Source organism: Staphylococcus sp. HMSC063F05 (genome assembly GCF_001837075.1).
Taxonomy (GTDB): Bacteria; Bacillota; Bacilli; order Staphylococcales; family Staphylococcaceae; genus Staphylococcus; species Staphylococcus epidermidis.
This window is the reverse complement of record NZ_KV831358.1, coordinates 130006-149690: the sequence shown is the minus strand read 5'-3', so window position 1 is coordinate 149690 and position 19685 is coordinate 130006. Positions and strand designations below refer to the sequence as shown.

The 19685-nt window shown below is 32.8% G+C and carries 14 protein-coding genes, 1 tRNA gene, 1 other RNA gene and 1 pseudogene; 6 read left to right on the top strand and 11 right to left on the bottom strand.

What is annotated here, in order from left to right; translation table 11 throughout:
- Positions 1 to 701: 701 nt before the first annotated feature.
- The 7 genes and pseudogenes from recR to HMPREF2576_RS09410 form a co-directional block, all read right to left on the bottom strand.
- Entirely contained in the window at positions 702 to 1298 is a 597-nt protein-coding gene (gene recR, locus HMPREF2576_RS09435) for a recombination mediator RecR (protein WP_001829377.1), read from the bottom strand.
- A 6-nt stretch (positions 1299 to 1304) separates the two neighbouring features.
- Positions 1305 to 1622: a YbaB/EbfC family nucleoid-associated protein gene (locus HMPREF2576_RS09430; RefSeq protein ID WP_001829343.1), complete on the bottom strand. Its 318-nt coding sequence runs from the start codon at positions 1620 to 1622 to the stop codon at positions 1305 to 1307.
- 88 nt (positions 1623 to 1710) lie between these two features.
- Entirely contained in the window at positions 1711 to 3417 is a 1707-nt protein-coding gene (gene dnaX, locus HMPREF2576_RS09425) for a DNA polymerase III subunit gamma/tau (RefSeq protein ID WP_001829412.1), read from the bottom strand.
- Positions 3418 to 3483: 66 nt separating this feature from the next.
- Positions 3484 to 4014 carry a GNAT family N-acetyltransferase gene (locus tag HMPREF2576_RS09420; protein WP_001829347.1) on the bottom strand — a complete coding sequence of 177 codons (531 nt, stop codon included), beginning with the start codon at positions 4012 to 4014 and terminating at the stop codon, positions 3484 to 3486.
- Between the two features lie 370 nt (positions 4015 to 4384).
- Positions 4385 to 4654: signal recognition particle sRNA large type (gene ffs / locus HMPREF2576_RS09415), an RNA gene on the bottom strand.
- Positions 4655 to 4761: 107 nt separating this feature from the next.
- A pseudogene (locus HMPREF2576_RS12555) lies at positions 4762 to 4982 on the bottom strand (trehalose operon repressor); the annotation flags it as partial.
- A gap of 189 nt (positions 4983 to 5171) precedes the next feature.
- Positions 5172 to 6167: a YeiH family protein gene (locus HMPREF2576_RS09410; protein WP_001829391.1), complete on the bottom strand. Its 996-nt coding sequence runs from the start codon at positions 6165 to 6167 to the stop codon at positions 5172 to 5174.
- 114 nt (positions 6168 to 6281) lie between these two features.
- Here HMPREF2576_RS09410 and HMPREF2576_RS09405 point away from each other — a divergent pair, with 114 nt between their 5' ends.
- Complete coding sequence (locus tag HMPREF2576_RS09405; protein ID WP_001829404.1) at positions 6282 to 7103, top strand: LysR family transcriptional regulator; 822 nt, start codon at positions 6282 to 6284, stop codon at positions 7101 to 7103.
- Between the two features lie 77 nt (positions 7104 to 7180).
- On the opposite strand, the gene HMPREF2576_RS09400 is transcribed toward HMPREF2576_RS09405, so the two are convergent.
- From HMPREF2576_RS09400 to gltB, 3 genes are all read right to left on the bottom strand, one after another.
- Positions 7181 to 7273, bottom strand: a tRNA-Ser gene (locus HMPREF2576_RS09400).
- A gap of 62 nt (positions 7274 to 7335) precedes the next feature.
- Positions 7336 to 8799, bottom strand: a complete 1464-nt coding sequence (locus HMPREF2576_RS09395; protein WP_001829340.1) for a glutamate synthase subunit beta — start codon at positions 8797 to 8799, stop codon at positions 7336 to 7338.
- Positions 8800 to 8816: 17 nt separating this feature from the next.
- On the bottom strand, positions 8817 to 13313 hold the full coding sequence (gene gltB / locus HMPREF2576_RS09390) for a glutamate synthase large subunit (protein ID WP_070856526.1): 4497 nt from the start codon (positions 13311 to 13313) through the stop codon (positions 8817 to 8819).
- Positions 13314 to 13504: 191 nt separating this feature from the next.
- Here gltB and gltC point away from each other — a divergent pair, with 191 nt between their 5' ends.
- From gltC to HMPREF2576_RS09375, 3 genes are all read left to right on the top strand, one after another.
- Positions 13505 to 14386 carry a glutamate biosynthesis transcriptional regulator GltC gene (gltC, locus tag HMPREF2576_RS09385; RefSeq protein WP_002456837.1) on the top strand — a complete coding sequence of 294 codons (882 nt, stop codon included), beginning with the start codon at positions 13505 to 13507 and terminating at the stop codon, positions 14384 to 14386.
- 136 nt (positions 14387 to 14522) lie between these two features.
- Positions 14523 to 15635 (top strand): YibE/F family protein, encoded by a 1113-nt coding sequence (locus HMPREF2576_RS09380; protein ID WP_002437110.1) that lies wholly within the window; start codon positions 14523 to 14525, stop codon positions 15633 to 15635.
- Positions 15632 to 16417, top strand: coding sequence for a YibE/F family protein (locus tag HMPREF2576_RS09375; RefSeq protein ID WP_001829362.1), 786 nt, complete (start codon positions 15632 to 15634; stop codon positions 16415 to 16417). Before HMPREF2576_RS09380 ends, HMPREF2576_RS09375 begins: the two co-directional genes overlap by 4 nt.
- 512 nt (positions 16418 to 16929) lie before the next feature.
- On the opposite strand, the gene HMPREF2576_RS09370 is transcribed toward HMPREF2576_RS09375, so the two are convergent.
- Complete coding sequence (locus tag HMPREF2576_RS09370; RefSeq protein WP_001829379.1) at positions 16930 to 17316, bottom strand: NUDIX domain-containing protein; 387 nt, start codon at positions 17314 to 17316, stop codon at positions 16930 to 16932.
- 187 nt (positions 17317 to 17503) lie between these two features.
- Here HMPREF2576_RS09370 and HMPREF2576_RS09365 point away from each other — a divergent pair, with 187 nt between their 5' ends.
- Positions 17504 to 17782 (top strand): hypothetical protein, encoded by a 279-nt coding sequence (locus HMPREF2576_RS09365; RefSeq protein ID WP_001829373.1) that lies wholly within the window; start codon positions 17504 to 17506, stop codon positions 17780 to 17782.
- 374 nt (positions 17783 to 18156) lie between these two features.
- A complete protein-coding gene (locus HMPREF2576_RS09360) occupies positions 18157 to 19662 on the top strand; it encodes a glycosyltransferase (RefSeq protein ID WP_001832460.1) in 1506 nt (501 codons plus the stop codon).
- The last annotated feature ends 23 nt before the right edge of the window (positions 19663 to 19685 follow it).

The following is a 19685-nucleotide window of genomic DNA, read 5'->3' as shown; positions in this document are numbered from 1 at the left end:
TGACATATTGTCATTCAGTTTTCAATGTTCATTTTCTTACCGACAAGAATTAATTATACTCTTCATGATTGTTTAAGTCAACAACTTTTTGAAATTAATTTTAGTCGTTTGTTTAATGATTCGTTAAGTTGTTTCGCTCAACAAATAAACACTATACAGACTTATTCTCGTTTTAACAACAGTAAAAATTACACTATCAAAAACAATTCAAATTACTCCGGAGGAAAAACCGAACTTTTTTTGTATGAAATTTAATTATAAACGTGTTATACAGAAAAATGGTTGCTAAAATAAAACTTAAACGCCTATACAAACCCTATTCACAAACTTTATTTTTGTTGTTCATTTTAAAATATTTTTACTATTTTACTATAATCCTTGTTTTTTATTCCAAATACTTTACATCATCCTTGGGTAAAGAAGGATTGATTCTTATCCTCATTAATAATAAATGTAATTATAAAAGCCTTTCCGTGAACTCAATAAGTCTGAATTCTAAAAAGCGAAACAGAAATCTTATCATATTCTTCTTTGTTTCAATCCATTACCGAACCCCAACTTGCTTTGTCTGTTGAATTTCTCAGTGAAATTCTCTATGTTGGGAAGATTCATATATAAGCGTGTTCAATCTTCTTCTATTTAAATGTAAATAAAGTCTAGAATATAGACTTATATCCCAGACTTTAAAATAGTAGATATTATTACATTTCCGTTCTACCTGCAATTGCTTTAGATAAAGTCACTTCATCAGCATATTCTAAATCGCCGCCTACAGATAAACCTTGTGCCAGTCTTGTGACTTTAATCCCAATTGGTTTAACCAACCTAGATATATACATTGCAGTAGACTCGCCTTCTAGGTTAGGATTCATAGCTAATATAAGCTCTTTCACCTCATCGTTTTTGAGGCGTTCAACTAATGCAGGTATATTGATGTCTTCAGGCCCAATACCATCCATTGGTGAAATCGAACCATGAAGCACGTGATATAAACCTTTATATTCACGCATTTTTTCCATTGCTATGACATCTTTGTCATCTTCAACTACACATATGACAGAACGATCTCGCTGTTTATCTTCACATATATAACAAGGATCATTTTCTGTAATATGCCCACAAACACTACAATAGGTAAGTTCTCTTTTAACATCAACTAGTGCTTTAGCAAACTTAACAACATCGTCTTCTTTCATATCTAAAGTATGAAAAGCCAGACGTTGAGCCGTCTTTGGTCCAATGCCTGGCAGTTTCATAAAACTATCGATAAGCTTTGATATAGGTTCTGGATAATGCATATTTCATCACATTCCAGGGATGTTTAAGCCTTGAGTATGCTTACCTAAACGTTGTTGTGTTAACTCATCTGCTTTATTCATCGCTTCATTTGTAGCCGCCAATACTAAATCTTGAAGCATCTCAATATCTTCTGGATCAACAGCTTCTTCTTTAATTTCTACATCCACAACTTCTTTATGACCTGTTACAGTAACAGTCACCATACCTCCGCCTGCTGTTCCAGCAACGCGTTCTTCTTTTAATTTCTCTTGTTCTTGAGCCATTTTCTTTTGCATTTTCTGCATTTGTTTCATCATTTGTTGCATATTTCCGCCACCGCGCATAATTTCACTTCCTCCTTAATAGTAAACAATTTCTATAAAAATTTAGCTTTTATTACATTATACATACCAAGATATCGCTTGTCATGTATCAGTCTTCATCAACTAAGTGTACAGTTTCCTCACCAAATAAGTCTTTAGCTTTTTGAGCAATATCTATTTGTTGAGACTGTTGTGTGCTTTGTTTTTCGCTTTGATGTGTTTCATTGGTGTTACGATTTTGTAAGTACTCTGCTCTCACTCTCAGCCATTGGTCAGCCGGCACTCCAACTACTTTGACAGTTTTATTAACTATATTACAAACTACACTTTCAATATTGTTTCTCTTTTCATCATCTTTATTTACTATTTCACAATGAATTTCTTCATCAAATTTAACTAACACATGATCTTCACTAGCTGCTACTGGTTCTGAATTCAGTAGCAAACTTACTAAAGACTTTTTATCATTACTTTTTGCATGATCAATCACTTCTTGCCAATGGTTCTTCAACAATTTGATATCATCTTTGTTTGCTTTGTCTAATACTTTCGCTATTTGTTGCATAGAAAACGTATTTTTAGATCGTTGAATCGTACGTGTTGGTTTCTTAGGTTGTTGACTAACTTTATTAGTTTTGATCCCTTGTTCTTTTAAGGTTTTAAGCTCATTTTCAAGTTGTTCTAAACGTTGTAATAACATCTCATTATCTGGTTCATTAGCTACCGATGCTGTTGCTACATTTTGTACAGTTTGAGGCTGTGTCTTAATCATTTCTGCAAGTTTAACTAGCAACACTTCAAAATGAACACTTTGATTTACACTGAACCTAATGGATACTAGTGTATCATTGATGATATCTATCATCCTGTATAACATATCTAAGTCGAAATGAATAAGTGATTCAAAATGAACGGATTCGTTAGACGTTTTATTCATAATTGTATCTCTAACAAAGTAAATCATATCATTAATGAGTCTGTTGACTTCTTTACCTTCTGAAATAAAATGATGATATCTATTAAATGCGGCTTTAACATCACTTTTTACAATGTCATTAAATAACTCATTTAATGCCGCTTCATCAACACTACCTGTAACATTTAAAGCATCTTGTAAAGTAAGTCGTTCGTCTCCAAACGCTATTGCTTGATCCATAATGCTTAATGCATCTCGCATACCACCTTCTGATGCTTTAGCAATAAATTCTAATGCTGCGTCATCGTAATCCAAAGATTGAGAATTAGCTACATACTTAAGTCTATCTATAATTTGGTCACTGCTAATTGCTTTAAAGTCAAATCGTTGCGCTCTCGAAATAATAGTGGGTGGAATTTTATGTGGTTCTGTTGTTGCCAAGATAAATATAGCATGCGCTGGTGGTTCTTCTAATGTTTTAAGCAAAGCATTGAAAGCACCAGTAGTTAACATATGAACCTCATCAATAATATATACTTTATACTTAGATTCACTAGGTGCGTACTTAACTTTATCTCTAATATTCCTTATTTCATCTACACCGTTATTACTTGCAGCATCAATTTCAATTACATCGTTATTCGTACCTTGTGTGATTCCTTTACAAATCGCACATTCATTACAAGGTTCACCATCGTCACTATTAAGACAATTAATAGCTTTGGCAAAAACCTTTGCAATACTAGTTTTACCCGTACCTCTCGGACCACTAAAAATATATGCATGGGATTGTTTACCTTTTGAAATTGCATTACGCAGCGTTTTAGTTACATGCGTTTGTCCAACCACATCATCAAAACTTTGCGGTCTATACATACGATACAAAGCTTGGTAATCCACCGTAGCACCTCCATTAACAATTACTCATTATTATATCACGCTCTTATATTTTCTTATCAATTAAAATCAATCCAGTACTTCCGGATAATACACCGTCATTCCAGACCATTCATTTTGAACTGGTTTTAGAAATTTTACTAATAATGATTGATGATTTCGTTTTTCTTCTATATGTATATTATATAAATGGGCTGCTTCATAATCAGATTTCTCAAAGTACTGAGGATGATTATTTACAAAAATAGCACAATAGCCTTGTTCTTTAGCACGTTCTTCTACAGCTTTTAACAGGGCTTGACCTAAACCTTGGTTTCGAATAGATTTATCTACTGACAGTGCACCAATGGCTAACGCTATCGCTTTTTTGTTTTTAGACGACAACTTAACCTCTGCTAACACAACGTGACCTATAACTTCATTCAATTCATTCTTAGCTATAACTTCTAATTCATAATTGTAGCTTTCAAGTTTTCTTAGATTTTTAACGCGCGCTCGATCTTGCCAACTGGATTCTGGATTTAGATTATAATTATTTTCTATACTATTTAGTGACGTTTCATAATCGACCTCTGTTAAAGTACTTAAATAAATATGCATGTATCCTCCATTTTAATAAGCCATTCTATATTTCGACGTAAATTTTTTAATTAACTAGGTTTTCATTTTACAACGATATAACTTTAACAAATTATTCGTTATTAATCCATTTAATAAAAATGACTTGAAGTAAAACATCACACTTAACATCAAACATTGAAATGAATATTTAGATAAATAATTATAGTGTTTCGTAGTAACTACTCCAACTTAAGATAGAAATCAATAGCTATTATATTTAGTTTAATTGTAAATAAAAAAATAGCCCTGAATGAAATTTAAATAACTTCACATCGGACTATACATCTAAGTTTCATAACCTAGATCTTTATTATCTATATAAAAATTTGCTTAAATCTAAAGTAAAAAACCATGCACCTTTGTATCGAACGCATATCATAAACGTTACCGAAGTCGACAGCTAAATCTCGGCTACCCTACGGCACATATGAGGATCCACTTAATGCTGCTTCCGTCAGGACCTGACATGGTTCATGGGTTCATATTGCATAGGACCGAAATCTTCAAACACTACGTGCTTCGGGCAGACTTCACAAAAATACGTCCTCAACAAAGGAATTAAGTCTCGCATAAAGCGGATTTCGAGTACAGGGAACCGCTACCTCCCCACCTAGCACGGTAAGAACTATATTACTATAATTCTGCCTCTCTTTGCAAGCGTAAAAATTTAATCTTCTTCACTTAAAAGACAAACACGACGATTTTTTGAACCTCATTAAAATGTAATTATCGTCGTCTTGAAAATTCTTTGAACTTAAATTCTGTGGCTAAATGTTTTGAAATAGTATATTGAAAACATCTGGTAACTTTTAAAAAACAGTACTTCTGACAGTAGCTGTAAAAGGTGTAAAATGATCACCAAAAATTCCGTAGTTAAAAGATGGAAAAGTTTTAAAAGTAATAGACTTACTTGAATAACTTATATCTAATTTCAAATCCTTTTCAATGATTAATTGTCGTTGAAGACATTTCTCCTACGGTCATTAATTCTTTATTTCCAAAAGCATTTAAATTTTCTGCACAATGAGTTACATTGAAAATTTATTCATATATATAAATTACAAATACAACATAAAAGCTAGGACATAATTTCTAGCCTCTTTTTTATTTTAAATATAAACATATAACATGTCACCTTATTTAAACATTATAGACGTAACTAAGAGAGTCACACCAGACAGACAAATTGAAGTTATACAGATCACAATGAATGGTTTAAGTGCTTTTGAAATAACTTCTTTTAAAACGATATTCAATCCTAGAGCAACCATCGCCATTAACATACATAACGTTGTAATAACATTTATAATATTCATAAGTAATGAAGGAATAGGAACAAATGTATTGATACAAGCCATTATAATAAATCCAATTAGAAAGTAAGGAATATCGATTTTTTGTTGTACTTGACTTGAGTGTGACTTATAACGCATATACAAAATCAAGACAATACTTAATGGAATAAGTAAAAACACACGGCCTAATTTTCCAAGTAAAGCAAATGTCATTGCCTCCGACCCGCCAATACCTGCTGCTAAAACGACTTGAGCGATTTCATGTAGACTGATACCTGTCCAAGCACCATAAGTTATAGTAGGTATGTTAAAAATAGCCTCGATAGCTGTATAAATAAGTGCAAATATAGTTCCAACTAGTGCAATAATACCTACACTTATTGCAATGTCTTTTTCTTTAGATTTTAAGATTGGTGCTGTAGCTGCAATAGCTGCAGCTCCACATACTCCTGTACCAATACCAAGTAGTATAGAGATATCTTTATTTCCTTTAATAATTTGATTCAAAAGTAAAGTTAAACTTATTGAAAAGATAATTACGATAATATCAATAAGTAGTAATTTCCAACCTTTACCTAGAATATCTCCCATATTTAATTTTAACCCATATAAGATAATCGCAAATTTTAATAAACGTTTCGATGCAAACGTAATACCTGGGCGAATATGCTCAGGATAACCTATGACTTGGCGGTATATCATCGCAAAAATGATGGCAATAGCTAACGCCCCAATCGTATGTAAAATAGGAAATTTAGCTAATATATAACTGATTATTGCAATCGTAAATGTAAACATAATACCTTTCATAAATGAAGCCTGCGTTATTGATTTCATATGTACTTTCACCTCGATATGAAATCTTAGCACGTTATTGTTATAGCGTTAAATAAATAATAAGTATAGTATATATATCAAAAATGTTATATTAGAATTAAAGGAGAATGATGCATGGATCCGTATAAGGTATTAATTGAAGTAATGAAAACAGAAAGTTTTACTAGAGCAGCAGAAAATTTATATACTTCGCAGCCTTCTGTGAGTCGTGATATTAAACGTTTAGAATTAAAATATAATGTTAAAATATTTGAATTTAAATCTCCATATTTAAAACTAACTAGAGATGGCGAAAAGCTATTACAATACGCATTGCAACGGGAAAGTATTGAACAAGAATTATGGCAAAACTTAACATCGGAATCTGAAATCATCTCAGGCACCTTAACAATTGGAAGCAGTTATACATATGGTGAATATTTATTATCAGAACAGCTTACCAGTCTTATGCAACAATACCCTAAGTTACATATTCATTTACGTGTTAATAATTCAGATTCTGTTATAAATGATATTAAACACAACAGAGTAGATATAGGTATTGTAGAAAAGGAAATTCAAGACAATGCAATAAAATGTAAGGAAATAATGGAAGACGAAATGGTGTATATTTACAAAAAATCGATTCAACCTAGAATGGATATATGTTTCGTTAGAGAAAAAGGGTCTGGAACAAGGTTTTATCAGGAAGTAGGTCTTTCTGAGTTGAAATTAAATCCATATTTGATAGAAATTAACAATATTAAGATTATTAAACAAATGGTAGAGGCTGGAAATGGGTTTGCAATTATTTCAAAATCAGCACTTCATCCAGAAGATTATGAAAAATTAATGATAACAACTTTAAATGTGAAACGTCACTATTACCTTGCTCAACATGTTGATAAATATATAGGTGAAAATATTAGAGCTGTCATTGAAATGATTATGAAGTAGAGTATATAAAAAATCTGAGGCTAGGAATTATGTCCCAGCCTCTTCGGTATCTATTAGTCTTGGAATTTAAATTCTAATGGCGGAGGAAGAGGGATTCGAACCCCCGCGGCCCGTTAAGGCCCTGTCGGTTTTCAAGACCGATCCCTTCAGCCGGACTTGGGTATTCCTCCAATTAACACAATAACAATAATATAATGACTTTAATTAAAAGTCAATATAATTATTCTTGAGTTTACACTAGAACTTCTTTACTTAAGTATTGATCAACAGAATGTGCTACTTCACGACCTTCTTTTATTGCCCAAACAACCAAACTCTGACCTCGTCTTGCATCTCCTGCAGCAAATATTTTAGCGTGATTAGTTTGATAATTTGTATCATTAGCTACAATTTTATTACGCTCGGTGTGTATATCAAACGCATGCGGAACAGTGGTTTCAGTACCAACAAACCCTATAGATAATAAGACTAAATCAGCCGGCCAAAATCGTTCTGGTCCATCTTCCATCACCATGCCATCAGGCGTTTCTTTTAATATTTGTGTATATAAGCCTTTAACATTTCCTAACTCGTCAACATCATAGCGCATTGTTTGTACACCATAGGCTCTTGGTTCTTGACCAAATTTAGCTTCATATTCCTTATGCGCATAATCCATTTTGAAAACAGGCATTGCTAATGGCCAGGAAGTATTACTTTCAAAAGTAATCTCTTCAGGCTGTTTCGTATATTTATTAAATTGAACAATAGATTTACAGTTTTCACGTAATGCTGTCGCTACACAGTCTGCACCAGTATCACCAGCACCTATAATAATTACATTCTTATCTTTAGCAGTAATGCTCAAACTTTCAATCTCACCATTTAGATACTGTGTTTGTTCAGTAAGATAGTCCATTGCAAAATGAATACCAGAGCCCATTCGTCCTTCCAATGGTAAATCTCTCGCATTTTGAGCACCTGTGCATAAAATAATAGCATCATAATTTTCTTCAAGTGTTTCACGGCTCACATCGACGCCAATTTCAACGCCTGTTTTAAATAAAACCCCAGCATCTTTCATAAGTGATACACGTCGACGTATTACGTCTTTATCTAGTTTCATATTTGGTATACCATACATTAGCAAGCCGCCTGGTTCATGCGCCTTTTCATAAACAGTAACTTTATAGCCTTTAAAGTTTAATTCTTCAGCTGCTGTAAGTCCCGCTGGACCACTACCTACGATAGCAACTCGTTGGTCTTTATGATCTTCAGGATATGCGGGATGAACCCACTCATTCTCATATGCTTCATCAATAATTGTACGTTCAATACCTTTAATCGCCACGGATTCTCTATTAATTTTCATAACACATGATTGCTCACATGGTGCAGGACAAACTCTTCCTGTAAATTCAGGAAAATTATTCGTCTCTCTCAATCTTTCGTAAGCAGCTTTAAAATCTTGATGATAGACTAAGTCGTTCCACTCAGGTATATAATTACCAATAGGGCATCCTATTGTTTCTCTTCCATAAGATTGCCCAGTTTGACAAAAAGGTGTTCCACAATCCATACAGCGCGCACCCTGAATCGAAGCATCTTCTTTAGTGAAGCGTTGTTGAAACGCTTCATGATTCGAAAGACGGTCTACCAAAGACAATTCTGATAGCGACTGTTTATCATATTTCATAAATCCTTTAAATTCGCCCATGATAATCCCTCACTTCTTTAATAAATGACTGCTGGCTGTAGCTCTTGTTCAATTGTTTCTCTGTCATCATAAAACGCTGCCAGTGTTGCTTCATCTTCACGTTCCATTTGACGTTTTTTCAAATCAATTTTTTGCATCATTAATTTGTAATCTTTCGGAATAACTTTAATTGCTAACTTTTCAATATTGTCAAATTGGTCAAGTAATTGGCGTGCTTTGTTACTACGTGTATGCTTAAAATGTGCTTCAAGCATGTCTTTGATAAGAGATTTTTCCTCATCAAAACGTATGCTACTGAATTCTAAAGTTTCAAGCGCATTAACCTTTTTAAATTTCTCCACGTCAGAAGGGAAAATATAACTTACGCCCCCGCTCATGCCTTGGCCAAAGTTCTTTCCAACATCTCCTAAGATAATGACATGTCCCCCTGTCATATATTCAAGTCCATGATCACCAATACCTTCTACTACAACATCTGCACCACTATTTCTGATACAGAAACGCTCACCAGCTTTACCATTGATAAACGCTTTACCTCTAGAAGCCCCGTAAAAGTTTACATTTCCTGCTATAATTTCATTTTCACGTTGACTATTTGGAGCATTTACGATGACAGTTCCACCGGACAATCCTTTACCTACGTAGTCATTAGCATCACCGGTATGATGGATTGTTAATCCGCGTGGTGCATATGCAGCTAAGCTTTGACCTGCATGACCTTCAGTGTAAGCAAGTATCGTATCTTCAGGTAATCCTTCTTCTCCATATTGTTTAGCTATCGCACTACCTGTAATTACACCTACATCTCGCTGTTCATTATTAACAACATAATTTCCGGTAAAAGAGTGCCCGTTTTCAATACTATAGCGTGCGTCTGGGTACAGATAATTCAAATCGAATCCTTCATCAAGATGATGGTTTTGTGATATCTCTTTCGTATTAACCCCGTCAAATTGTTCTATTAAATGTTCTATTTGAAGCGAAGCTGCTTTACTATTTGGTTTCAATTGCGTCGAACGTTGAAGAAGATCTGTTCTTCCTACTAACTCTTCTACTGTTTCTAAACCAAGTGAAGCCAAAATTTCACGTAATTCTTCAGCTATAAAATACATAAAGTTAACTACATGCTGTGCCTTACCTCTAAACAAAGCTCTTAAATCTTTGTTTTGTGTTGCAACCCCTACTGGACACGTATCGTTATGACAAACCCTCATCATAATACACCCCAAAACAACAAGTGGTGCTGTTGCGAAACCAAATTCTTCTGCACCAAGCGCACAAGCATAAGCTACATCTTTACCCGTCAGTAACTTACCATCCGTTTCTAATTTTACGCGACTACGCAAATCATTTAATTTAAGTGTTTGATGTGTTTCGGCAAGGCCTATCTCCCATGGCAAACCTGCATGTTGAATACTTGTTTTAGGCGATGCACCTGTACCTCCATCATAACCACTTATAACAATTTTATCGGCGAAAGCTTTAGCTACCCCTGAAGCTATAGTTCCAACGCCAGTTTTTGATACAAGCTTAACTGCAATATCAGCTCTTCTATTTGCATTTTTTAAATCATGAATGAGCTGTGCTAAGTCCTCAATTGAATAAATATCATGGTGTGGTGGTGGTGAAATTAATCCTATACCTGGTGTCGAACCTCTAGTCTCAGCAATCCATGGATATACTTTTGAACCTGGTAGTTGTCCACCTTCCCCTGGTTTAGCGCCTTGTGCGACTTTAATTTGAATTTCTTTTGCATGTTGCAAGTAATCACTCGTCACCCCAAAACGACCTGATGCAACTTGCTTAATCGCACTTATCTTATTACTTCCATCCTTTTGAATTTCGTAACGTGAAGAATCTTCTCCACCTTCTCCACTATTACTTTTACCTCCAATTTGATCCATAGCTTGAGCCAACGTCTCATGTGCCTCTGCTGAGATAGAGCCGTAACTCATTGCTCCTGTATTAAAACGTTTTACGATTTCACTTGCTGGTTCAACACGACTAATATCAATAGATTGGCGTGTCTTGAATTCTAATAAATGTCTAATATGATCCGTACGTTTTAAATTTACAGTTTTGGAGAATTTTTTAAATAACTCGTAATCATTTTCTCTACATGCATGCTGCAATAAAAAAATCGTACGAGGATTAAATGCATGATGCTGACCTTGCTGTCTCCATTGGAATACAATTCCGGATTCAAGATAATCAGAATCATCACTTTGTCTCGCTTTATTCTCTTTGTCTATTTGTTCAATACTTATACCAGATAATTTTGACTGTGTACCTGTAAAATATTTTTCAATGACGCTATTCGATAAACCTACCGCTTCAAATATCTGTGCTCCTTGATAACTTTGTACAGTAGAAATGCCCATTTTAGCCATCACTTTAATAACGCCTTCTGACAATACATTGGTATACGTAGCAACATTTTCAGCGACAGTTCCTGAAAGTTGACCTTGACGCGTTAATTGTTCAATCGTTCGTTGCGCTAAATATGGAACTACAGCGTTTGCACCATAACCAAGTAAACATGCAACGTGATGAACTTCTCGTGTTTCACCGGACTGCGCAATGAGGCTGGTCTCCATTCTTAATCCTTCTCGAATTAATAATTGATGCACGTGACTTAACGCTAATAAAATTGGCATTGCATAACTATTTTCGTGAGTTAAAGACGTATCGTCTAACACCAAAATTTTCGCACCTTCATGTACAGCCTGTATTGCTCGGTTCCCTAGTTCATTTAAGCTACTTTCCAAATCACCTGTATAAAGTGTAGATAAATACGTTACATTAAAATACGAATGATCGATTGATGATAATTGCGCTTCATTTAAAACTGGTTTTTTTAATTGAATTCTTTCTAAAACTGATTCATCAGGACATAAGAGGTTCCCTTCTGAACCTAAATATGAAAGTTCACTAGTTACAATCTTTTCTCGATAAGCATCGATGGGTGGATTGGTAACTTGTGCAAATAATTGTTTAAAATAATTAAATAGTGACTCAGGCTTATCATTAAGAACTGCAATAGGTGCATCATATCCCATCGCTCCGATGGGATCTTTTTTATTGATGACTAAATCTGTCATATATTTATTGATATCTTCTTTAGTGTAAGCAAATTGTTTCTGTAAGCGGAAGAGTGTTTGATCATCCCAGTCGGAAGATTGGTAATAAATATTATCTAAATCATTTTTATTTTTATAATCTTTTAGCCATTGTTCGTAGGGCAACTCATTAGCAATATTAGTTTTTAGCTCATTATTTTCTACAACCTTATTTTGCAAAAAGTCTACAAGTAATAACTTTCCAGGATTAAGTTGTCCTTTAAATGCTACATTTTCTTCTGGAACATCAATGACACCTACTTCGGAAGAAAAAACAATAAAATTGTCTTTAGTTATTGTATAACGCCCAGGTCTTAATCCATTTCTATCAGTCAATGCACCTATCTTATCTCCATTGCAAAAGGAAATCATAGTTGGTCCATCCCATGGCTCCATTAAATAACTATAAAATTCATAGAAAGAGCGAACTTTTTTATCGTTAGATTCATTGTATAACCATGGCTCTGGAATTAATAACATCGCTGCTTTTTCAGGCTCCATTGCTAATGATAAGAACTCTAACGCATTATCAACTATTGATGAGTCACTACCATCTTCATCAACAATAAAATGCACCTTATCTTTCTCATCTTCAAATAATGTTTCAACTAGTTTATTTTGGCGTGCTCGCATCCAGTTTACGTTACCCTTAATGGTATTAATTTCACCATTGTGCATAAGCATGCGATTGGGATGTGCACGTTTCCAACTTGGAAATGTATTAGTACTAAAGCGGGAGTGTACAAGTCCTAATTTTGATTGATATGCCTCATTTTGTAGGTCTAAATATAAGCCTTTAATTTGATCCGAACGTAACCAACCTTTATAAACAATCGTTCTATGAGAGAGACTTGTAAAATATAAATCTATGGATTGTGTTTCACTATATTTTTCAATTTGCTTTCTTGCTAAAAACAATCGTTTTTCAACTTCTTTTACACCTGTGATGTCAACAAATACTTGTTGAATATAAGGCATAGTATCTGCAACATGTTGAGCAATAGCGCGAGTATCTACTGGCACATCTCTATATCCAATGACTTTAAAACCTTCACTTTCAAAATATTGATTAAACATCTCTTCGTGAATTGAATCTCTAACTTTCTCTTTAGAAAAAAATAATCCCACGGCATAATATCCTTCGCCGGGAACTTTGAATTCTGTTAATTGTTCGAACAATTGGTATGGTATCTCCGTCATAATTCCTGCACCATCACCAGTAATACCATCGGCACCTACTCCACCACGATGATCTAACCGTCTTAACATTTCTAAAGATTTTTCTATAATATCGTGAGATCTTTTATTATCCATATTGGCATAAAATCCAATACCACACGCATCATGCTCTTCACGATAATCGTATAGTCCCTTTTTAAATTTCTCATTGTACATGATGCACACTCCCTTATTAGAATTTTCTGACAATTTTGTTTGATAGTAATTACTATAATGTAATTTATTTATCTGTTCAATATATAAATTAGATTAAATTCATCTAATTATTAGAACGATTGTAAAAAATACTGATATACTAGGTTTAGAATAAGACAGTATTTATTTTATTGAATGGAGGGAAATCAACTATGGATATAAAACAACTTAGATACTTTGTAGAGGTTGCACGTCGAGAGCATATTTCAGATGCGGCATTAGAACTAAACATTGCACAGTCTGCGATTAGTCGTCAAATCACTCAACTCGAAAAAGAATTGGGGGTGACATTATTTAAAAGAAGTGGGAGAAATATCATATTAACTGTTGAAGGTAGACAGTTACTCTCACAGGCAACTCAAATACTAGAATTAATGGATAAAACCATTCACTCATTTCAACAACACGTATCACATAACCAACAGACAATTTATATTGGATATGAAGAAAGTGATGCCTCTCAAATGATTCTTCCCCTAATTCAAACATTTGAACAACAAAGTAACAGTACCATGATTCCGCAACTTACAAAACATGATAAATTATTAGATCAAATCCTTTCCAATCAATTGGATCTTGCAATCACTGAATTTACTCCTGTGTTAGAACGGGAAACACATTTACGCGTCATGCCTTTATTTGAAGAAAATTATTATATGTATGTGCCCAAATCACATCCACTAGCTATGACTGTACATCCCCCGCTATCTCAATTTACAAATCAATCACTATACTGTCTCGAACCAATGACAAGCTCAATAAAAAGTAAATTGATTGAAAAGACTAAGGCACAAGTACGAATGATTTCAGATATGAAACTCGCTCAACATATTTTGAGTCATAATAAGGGATTTATTATTTCTAGTCAAAATTCTTTACTATATGATCACGTAAATTGGACTAAAATCCCTTTAAATCATACAGAATTAAAACGAATGCTATGTGTAGTTATGCGAAAAGATAACAAGAAAAACGACATTAATATAGCATGGAATTTAATTTGCACATTATTAAATAAATCGACTATATATTAACCATTCATCTTATCTTTGCAAAACTTTATCACTCTTCAACATAAACATTTCATTGATAACTTTTTGAGTTCAATCATAAAAGGTCGTATAATCACTATATCAATATGATTATCAAGTTGAGAATTGAGGTTTTAAGATGCAATCCAAGAATTTTTTTAAAACACCTTTTACTTGGATGATGATAATCTTTAGTTGCCTGTTTTTAGGTACGTTAATATTCACGTTTTTTAACGATAGATTTTATAATATGCCTATAGGACAAATCACTCAAATTACTGATATCCAATCACAAAAGGTAACAGACGAGCACAAAAATAAAGATATTAAGTACAAAGAGAAGATAACATTCAAGATTCTAAATGGTGAATTCAAGGGGCAAACAACGACGATTCCCCACCAATATGTGAAATCTCAAGCTGATTCAGAATCATTTTCCAAAAATGACAAGGTTCTTTTACATATTTCTAAAAATCCTAAAGACGCAACTATTATAGAGAAAAAACGAGATACTATTGTTGTCATAATAACCGGCTTATTTTTACTTACTGTTTTAGTTGTAGGAAAAAAAGTAGGACTTCAATCTATATTATCTCTTATCGTTAATACCATTGCCGTTATGGGAGCTATTTTAATACATGATCAATATGGGGCTATAAGTTTATTCTTTTTGATGACTTGTGCTATTATCATTTCCACTTCTTTCACTTTACTACTTGTAACAGGTTGGCATAGCCGAACCTTAATTACTATTGTAAGTACGCTGATTGGTACGTTCTTATGTGTTGGAATTACCGAAGTCATCATCAAATTTACCGGGGGAAATGGAATAAAATACGAAACAATCACTTTCCTTACTCTCCCTCCTAAGGATGTCTTTCTAGCTTCCGTACTAATAGGTACACTTGGAGCAGTGATGGATGTTTCTATTACTATTGCAAGTGGGATGTACGAAATTTTAAAACGTAGCCCTCAAATTTCCATGAAACGTTGGGCTCTTGCCGGAAGACATATCGGTCAGGATATAATGGGAACAATGACTAATATACTTCTCTTTTCATATCTATCTGGTAGCTTACCTATGTTTCTAATTTATTTAAAAAATGCTAACACTATTACTTATACTATTTCGATGAATTGGTCATTAGAAGTTGCTCGAGCATTAACTGGTGGGATAGGTATCGTTTTAACTATTCCTATAACAATTGCTTTAATGGAACTATGGTTTAAACTGCGAGGTGTTAATCAATGAGTGCAATTACTATTTTAGGTTTCTTATTATTGTTGATAATGGTTATTTTCGGAGGTAAAAAAGGACTCATTTCTTTTTTCACTTTGTTTTTAAATTTTATCATTCTTGTAATAAGTATTCTTTTAATTATATATGGTGTGCCAATCTATCTTGTCACATTTATATTTTGCTTTATCATAGCCGCAATTAATTTATTTGTATTAAATAGTTACAATGTAAAAACACAAGCGGCTTTTCTAGGTACTTTAGTAACAATACTTATATTAATACTCATGATATACTTTTCAGTTGAGATGGGTCACTTACAAGGTTTTGCCACCGAACAGCAGGATGAAACATATGTGTATTCAATGAATATTGGTATTAATATGGTACAATTTATGGTATTTACAATTGTTCTTGCAGTGATAGCTGCAGTCATTGATTTAGCAATAACAATTAGTTCCCCTATGTATGAACTAAATGAGACTAATCCAAATTTAAATCAGCATCAATTATTTCAGTCTGGTATGCGTGTGGGTAGAGAGATATTAGCAACTTCTGCCAACACCATTTATTTAGCATTTTTCGGAGGACAATTAACTTTATTCTTCTGGTTCTTTAAATTAAAATATTCATTTGGACACATCATTAATTCGAAGATATTCACACAGGAATTTATAGCTATTTTACTTGGTGGTATCGCCGTTGCAATTAGCATTCCCATTACTGCATGGATTACAGCATTTATGATTAAACATGTCAGTCAGAAGAAGACTCTTACGAATCAACAAAATAAATAAAATATTCCCATCGCCTTTAAATAATTAAAGCGAGCGTTGATAATCAAACAATTTAACTTAATTATTATATGGCGATGGGATGTTTAATATTATTCTTAATGTATAAACCTAATTTAAAGTAATTGCATTTTTAATAAATATTCGTCATATTCTTTTTTATATTTGATAGTGTACGTAAATTCTTTAACCCATGAAAATATATCTTTCTCACATCTGTGTAACAACTTACTCACTTTTCACCGACAACTTTTGCTCAACATTAACTTTCTATAATGCATCGCCAAAATAATATAGCAAATAGGTTTTTTCATATACTGTCTAACCATTAATCTTTTCACTCAGAAAGATTCAGTCATCTATGTACCTGCACAACTAGGTTAGGTTAATGGCTTCTATAATGAGCACAGTTTAAATATTCAATTAGCGCGCTTTCATAAACTTGATATTATCAAAACTTCACATCAATAGAAATTGAGTTGCGTAATATGATGTTAATATTTAAACCCTATCTATTAATCATTGATAAATTCCTTAATCCACGTATTCACTGCAGGCGCTATATTTTCACTGTCATTGATATCGAACCATTTCATGTCAGTAATTTCATGATCGGTTTCAACTTTTGACCAATCTATAGCTCGATTAACTTTAAATCCATTAAGTTCAGTCAACATATTAGGTTGTGGATAGGCTTCTCCGACAATAGTTCCAATAAATTCTAATTCATCTTTAGCTAATTCTAAGCGCAATTCTTCCTTCAATTCTCTCTGTAAAGCTTCCACAAGGCTCTCACCCTCATCAATTTTACCACCCGGGAAATAATACTTATCTCTATGTCGAACTTGTACAAGTAGTAACTGATGATTCTTTTCTTCAACCAAGCAAACACATTTAATCATTCATCAATTCACCCTTATTCATAATAAATATCTTCAATTTCATACTTATATTTAGTATTATGTTATCATAAATAAGTTACTACATGATTTAACTAAACTACATTTAATTGAAAATATGACAATTAACCATACATTCGAATATTTTAATCTTCAAAATAAGTATGGTATACGGAGGGAATCATAATTTATGGCTAAACAAGCAAACGCTTCACGTTTATCAAGATTATTCAATGTAGCAGGATTCATTGTAGATGGTTATAACGGAATTCGCTATAATGCTAAGAATAAACAACTTGTCTATTTATCATTAGGTCTAAGCGCACTTGGAACAATCATTGATTTTTACATTTCTATTAAATCTGCATCTAAACTTCGTAAGTTAAGTGCACTTGGATCATTTGCAATCAATGGGGTACGCTTATTCACAAGTTTTAAAAAAGTTAGAGATGAATATGACTATCACTAAACAAATTAAAACTGATAATTAAATTTTTTCAGAAAAAATAAGTTGCCAAACATTAAAATATATTCTTATGAGATGACTAGTTTTAAAAATATTGTTCTAATCATTTTTAAACTTTTTATCTTAAAGTAAGAGGTGGGGAGATGAATAGATTAAAAATTCTTCCTCACCTCTTTTTTATTTTAAACAAATTAAACAATTATAAAATAGTGTGACAAAGCATTGCATTTAATACTAAACACAAACACGGTTATATAGTACAAATTCTGAATAGTTATTAAAATTCTTGTAATTTTCATAAAAATGTTTATCATAAGTAATTAACAATTTATACAACTTATCTAATAATTTAAGTTTGAAATAAAGGAGAATTAATTATGATATACACAGTAACAACCACCCTTCCATTATCCCATGGTGGTAGAACTCAAGCTTTACTCAGACGAATTAAACTGTTAGATGAAGAATTTAAAATTCCAAGTAAAATTCTCACCACTAATTATCATGGTAATTATCCTAGTATTTATAAAAAATACAGACAAGAAAACAAAGTTACAGAAAATATACAATTCGAGAATATGTATGAATGGTTATCAAATTTCAAACTTTTTAAAGTCCCAAAAACATTGATTACTAGGAATCCAAAATACATTAAAACACCTAGAAAGATTAAAGGACTTATTGATAAGCAAGGAAAAAAGAGTGGTCTTATTCATTATTATAATAATGAATGTCATGTGAGATCTCGAAAGTATTATGGACAGTCTAATGTTCTTGAATATGAGGACTTCATTTCTCCCACATCAGGATTGAAATATGAGCGCCATCAATATAACTTATACGGCCAACTTCATAGAAAAGAATATTATTATGATGACTCTTCTTTAAAACATAGCGACGAATTATTTGATACTGAGGGCTCTATGTACTGCAAGAGATATTTCAAAACTAAACCAAACAGCAAAATTAATGGCGTAGAAATATATAGAAATAAAAAACTTTATAAGACCTTTAAAAATGATAAATTATTAGCTCAGTTTTATTTTCAGAATAGATTCAAAAATCAAGATATCGTCTTTAATGATGCTCGATTTTTAGATAAACCATTACTTAAACAAACGCACCAAACAAAAAATATTCTTGTTTTACATAGCTCGCATTTATCAGGGGACCAAATAAAAAAATCATATCGATTTGCTTTAAATCAATCAAAAAATGTTTATAAGTATATTGTTCTCACTCACCAACAAAAGCACGATATACAGCAACATTTCCATATAAGTGACGACCAATTCCAACTAGTACCACATTTTATCGAATTAGATACGGAGGTAGAACAAGATTCCTCAAACAATCAAAATCGCTTTATATATATAGGCCGTTTTAGCACAGAGAAACAGATTGATCATATTATTAGAGCTTATCACAAGTTTTTGCAAAGTGGTTACCAAACAGAATTACATTTATTTGGTAGAGATGAAGATAATCAAATTCCATTGATGAATACTTTGATTTCAGAATTAAAATTATCGGATAAAGTTAAAATATTTAAATATACCAATCAACCTTTACAAGAATTTAAGAATTCTAAAGCCTCTCTACTTACAAGTCAATATGAGGGATTTGGCTTAACACTTATGGAAAGTATAGAAATGGGGTGTCCAGTCCTATCTTATAACGTTCGTTACGGTCCAAGTGAAATTATTCAAAACGGGATAAATGGCTATCTCATTGAAAAAAATGATATTGATAGTTTATCAAAACATATGATTAACATCATTGAGCACCCACTACAAAAAGTGAAAAATAAAGACACTTTAAAATATAACGCCGCAGTGAATAATTACAAACAACTTATGCAAAGCTTAGACTTATTAAAATAGTCAAGTTTTCCGATATTATAAAG